Genomic DNA, 4827 nt, shown 5'->3' with positions numbered 1-4827 from the left:
TAAAAATATCTTGCATTTAACCCATTTTTTTTTAAATTTTAACTGGAATTTTCCGAAACGAACAAAGGATGGTAAAACATGATCCCTGCCATTCTTCTCAGTGCCGGCGACTCCCGGCGCATGGGCGTCCCCAAGGCGCTGCTAAAATTGCCGAACGGCCAGACTTTTCTGGAAGCGATTGCAGAAAGGCTTCGGGCGGGCGGCTTTTCTCCCATTCTGTTGATTCTGGGACACGACGCCCCGGTGATTCGCCCGTTTGTGCCTGAAGCCATTGCAGAGGTTCTCGTGAATCTTCACCCGGAAAACGGGCAGCTTTCCTCTTTTCAGATGGGTATCCGCCACCTGCCGGAAAACGTTCCCGGCTGCCTGATGGCCCTGATTGACCACCCGTTGATTGCACCTGAAACCTATCGGAAAATGGCCGTGCACATTCGCCTGCAGCCCGAAAACATTACTGTTCCCTCCAAAGATTTTAAAAAGGGACACCCCACGTACTTTCCGGCACGTTTTTTTGAGGAAATTTTAGCCACACCTTTAGAGAAGGGCGCCCGGCAAATCCTGAAAAATCATCCGGAGGCCGTCGATTACGTATTGGTGGAAGACGACGGGATTTTTGTGGATTTTGACACGCCCGAGGCGTACCAGCGCTATTTTGGCGTGGAGCGCCTGCAAAGTGCATTAAAAATAGAGGAGAAGCGTTAATGAACCGGCGACTCTCCCGACTTTTTTTATTTTTGCTGATAGCTGAACTCGCTCTACCGCTCAGAGGAGCCCCGCGGGATGGTTCGCGTCTTTTCCTGTGCGATCAGGCCTCCCGAAAGGTGCTGCTGGTTTCGACCCGTTCCAATTGGAATGATTCGACGGCCATTCTCTGGGAGTGGTCGGCCTACGAAACCGATGCCATCCCAGCCTCTCAAAAACACCTGTTCGATTACCTCTCGGATGCCCGGCTGGTGGACAACGGGAAAAAGGTGATCGTCGCAGGGGGTTCAGGCGGCGGCGTGGCGATCATCCGCCTCTTGGACAAAAAGGTGCTCTTTTTTACCCGTGCCGGGAAAAGCCCCCATTCGGCAACGCTTCTGCCAGACGGATCGCTGGCAGTGGTATCTTCGCAGGACAACCGCCTGCGGGTCTATTTTCCCGCGTCCGAATTCAGTCATTCTGTGGATGTTACCCTGCCTTCCCCCCACGGGCTGGTCTGGGACACACACCGAAATGGGCTCTGGGTAGTGGGACGCGATTCACTCTATTTCTTCACTTACAAGAAGAAACCGGTCGTTTCTTTTAGCCGAAAGGTCGCTTTTGCACTTCCGTCTTCACACGGCCATGACCTGTTCCCCCGGGCCAAACGAAAAACCCTGTTTGTAACTACCCAGACCGGGGTGTACGAGTTTTTCCCGAAATCGGGGCGCTTCCGTCCTTTTGCCCCCCTGAAAGATGTGCCCAACGTCAAAAGCGTGTGTGAAAATCCCAAAACCGGCCGGATTGTGTTCGTCCGGGCGGTGACCAAATGGTGGAACGACACGGTAAATTTTTGGCGTCCCAGAGGCCAAAAAACACGGAAAGGGGCACGTTTTTACAAAGCCAGGTGGAGTACGGTGTTTAGATTTTAATTTGGCAGGGGCGATTCATGAATCGTCCCTACAGAATCAATTAATAAGGAGAACACACAATGGGGTAGTGGGTCAATCGGTTCCCCGGGTGGATGCCCGGGCCAAGGTATTGGGCAAAGGCGTTTTTGCCGCCGATCTGTTTTTCCCAAGGATGCTCTACGCGCGGGTGATCCGTTCGTCCCGGCCGCACGCCACGCTCACCCGAATCGACTTGGATGCGGCGCGCAAAACACCCGGCGTTTACGCCGTTCTCACGGCCGAAGACATCCCGGGACGGAATGAAATTCATGTGGTTTTCAATGACCAGCCCTTTCTGGCACCCGGACGGGTGCGATACGTGGGCGAGCCCATTGCGGTTTTGGCGGCGGAAACCCCGGAGATTGCCGAAGAAGCAGTTGCGAAGGTGGTGGTCGAGTACGAAGACCTTCCGGCACTTTTTGATCCGCTAAAAGCGCGCGGACATTCGGAAATTCACCTTTTCGGAACCAACAATATTTACAAGCATTTAAAGGTTCGGCGCGGGAATGTTGAAGAGGGCTTTGCCCGCTCGGACATTATTATCGAAAATACGTACCGTACTCCTTACCAGGAGCACGCCTACCTGGAACCGCAGGGCATGGTGGCCGTTCCCCGGCCCAACGGCCTGATGGAGGTGTACGGTTCCATGCAATGCCCGTTTTACGTGCAGGAAGGTGTCGCTACGGTGCTGGGACTTCCGCTCAGTCAGGTGCGGGTCATTCAAACCGCCACAGGTGGGGCCTTTGGCGGAAAGGAGGATGTCCCTACGCTGGTCGGTGTGCAGGCGGCCATTCTGGCTCAAAAAACCGGCCGTCCCGTAAAGCTGATTTACAGCCGGGACGAGGACATCATTTCCATGAGCAAGCGTCATCCGGGTATTATCCGTTACAAATCGGGTGCGAAAAAGGACGGCACGCTCCAGGCCATTGAGGTAGAGTACATTCTGGATTCGGGGGCGTATGCCACGCTGAGTCCCGTTGTGTTGTGGCGGGGCACGGTGCACGCCGGCGGCCCGTACCGAATCCCCAATGTGAAGGTCGACTCTTACGCCGTGGCCACCAACAAGGTGCCTGCCGGAGCGTTTCGGGGATTTGGTTCTCCCCAGATTTTGTTTGCAGCGGAATCGCAAATGGACGAATTGGCGCGGGCACTGGGACTGGATCCGGCGGAAATTCGGGAGAAAAACCTTCTTCGCTTGAACGACGAAACCATCACCGGTCAGAAATTGTCCTTCAGTGTGGGCAATATTGAGGCGTTCCATAAAGCGCTTGACAAGTCCAATTATTTTGAAAAGAAAAAACAGCCGAAAGACACCCGATCCCCTATTCGAAAAGGGATTGGTCTTTCCACGGTCTACTACGGCGTAGGATTGGGTGCCGGCGGGGTGCATCTGGCGCGCACCGGGGCGTACGTCCAGATTTTGGCAGACAGCTCCGTCCAGTTCGCCGTGGGCACCACCGAAATGGGACAGGGCATGGCCACCGTGCTCACGCAAATCGTCGCGGACGAGCTGGGCCTGCCGGTGGAATCGGTGTACATTCTGGAAACCGACACCAGCCGTATCCCTGATTCCGGCCCGACGGTGGCCTCACGCGCCACCACGATGTCCGGAAATGCCTTGAAAGACGCCTGCGCCCAGCTGCGAAAACCGCTTAAACAGGCCGCAGCTGACTTACTTGGCCTGGCACCCGATTCGATTCGTCTTAAAGACGGCTGGGCATTTGACGCAGCGCACTCGGAGAAAAGAATTCCGATGCGGGACGTGATTGCCGAATGCTTCCGCCGCCGGGAAAACATGGCGGCTGCCGGGTTTTTCCGCTCGCCGGAGGTCTCCTGGGATGATGAGACCGGTCAGGGCAACGCCTACGTGACTTTTGCCTACGCTACCAACGTGGCTGAAGTGGAGGTAGACACGGAAACCGGTGCCGTGCGGGTGGTGCGTATTACGGCTGCTCACGATGTGGGCAAGGCCATTAACCCCCAGCTCGTTACCGGACAAATTGAGGGCGGCACGGTTCAGGGCATGGGCTATGCCCTGACGGAGGAAATTGTGACAAAAGACGGGGTCATTCAAAATCCCCATTTTTCCACGTACATCATCCCGACTATCAAAGAGGCGCCTGAGATCGATCCGATTATTGTGGAGGCTCCTTACCCCAACGGCCCGAACGGAGCCAAAGGGTTTGCCGAACAGCCGTTAATGGGCATCGCACCGGCTATTGCCAACGCGGTTGCAGACGCTGTTGGAATCCGGATAAACGAACTGCCGCTGAAACCCGAACGGGTGTGGCGGGCACTTCGGGAAAATGAAACCAAGACCGCTTTGTAAAAATAGAAACATTTCAAACGGATTGGAATTATGATTGATTTGAAATTTACGGTTAACGGAGAAAAGGTAACATTGAAGGTTCCCGGCGCCAAACGCCTGCTGGACGTGCTCCGGGAAGACTTGGGGCTCCTCAGCGTGAAGGAGGGCTGCTCCAAAGGGGAATGCGGGGCGTGCTCGGTGATCTTTAACGGGAAGGTCGTCAATTCTTGCATGGTGCTGGCCTGCCAGGCCGACGGAAGTGAAGTCACCACTCTGGAGGGTCTTTCGAAAGACGGTCATCTCGACCCGCTTCAGGAGGCCTTTATCCAGACCGGTGCCGTCCAATGCGGCTTTTGCACGCCCGGATTTATTGTTGCGGGCCGGGCGTTGTTGAACCGGAATCCGCACCCCTCCGACGAAGAAATCAAAGACGGACTGTCGGGGAATCTGTGCCGGTGCACCGGATACCAGAAAATTGTCACGGCCGTCAAATTAGCGACAGAAAAGGACGGGAGCGATGTGTAGGGCCGATTCACGAATCGCTCCCTACGATGAAATAAAAAGAATACAATGAATTTAAACGCCATCATTCAGGCCATTAAAAACCATAATATCCGAATTTCTGACCATGCGGTAGAGGAAGCAGAAAATGACGGCTTTCAATTCAGCGAGATTTTTTACAGCGTGCTGCACGGTGAAATCATTGAAGACTACCCGAATGACAAACCGTTTCCAAGCTGTTTGATATTCGGTTTAAGCAGAAATAACGAACCGATTCACACGGTTTGGGCGTATAATAATAGCAATCATTGGGCGGTTCTGATCACTGTTTACCGCCCGGATGTTCAAAAATGGATCAATTGGAAAGAAAGGAGAAAAAAATGATTC

Annotated in this window: 5 protein-coding genes; all 5 read left to right on the top strand. The window is 54.2% G+C overall.

All coding sequences use genetic code 11. The annotated features are described in order from the left end of the window. The first annotated feature begins 78 nt into the window (after positions 1–78). A complete protein-coding gene (locus tag GXO76_00220) occupies positions 79–702 on the top strand; it encodes a nucleotidyltransferase family protein (GenBank protein NOY76267.1) in 624 nt (207 codons plus the stop codon). Further along, on the top strand, positions 702–1613 hold the full coding sequence (locus GXO76_00215; protein NOY76266.1) for a hypothetical protein: 912 nt from the start codon (positions 702–704) through the stop codon (positions 1611–1613). The genes GXO76_00220 and GXO76_00215 overlap by 1 nt, the downstream gene beginning before the upstream one ends. Positions 1614–1680: 67 nt before the next feature. Next, on the top strand, positions 1681–3960 hold the full coding sequence (locus tag GXO76_00210) for a xanthine dehydrogenase family protein (GenBank protein ID NOY76265.1): 2280 nt from the start codon (positions 1681–1683) through the stop codon (positions 3958–3960). A 30-nt stretch (positions 3961–3990) separates the two neighbouring features. Further along, complete coding sequence (locus tag GXO76_00205) at positions 3991–4464, top strand: (2Fe-2S)-binding protein (protein NOY76264.1); 474 nt, start codon at positions 3991–3993, stop codon at positions 4462–4464. Between the two features lie 45 nt (positions 4465–4509). Beyond that, positions 4510–4824, top strand: coding sequence for a DUF4258 domain-containing protein (locus tag GXO76_00200; GenBank protein NOY76263.1), 315 nt, complete (start codon positions 4510–4512; stop codon positions 4822–4824). Positions 4825–4827: the final 3 nt, after the last annotated feature.

It is taken from the genome of Calditrichota bacterium (assembly GCA_013151735.1).
Taxonomy (GTDB): domain Bacteria; phylum Zhuqueibacterota; class JdFR-76; order JdFR-76; family BMS3Abin05; genus BMS3Abin05.
This window is presented reverse-complemented; position numbering and strand designations above follow the sequence as displayed.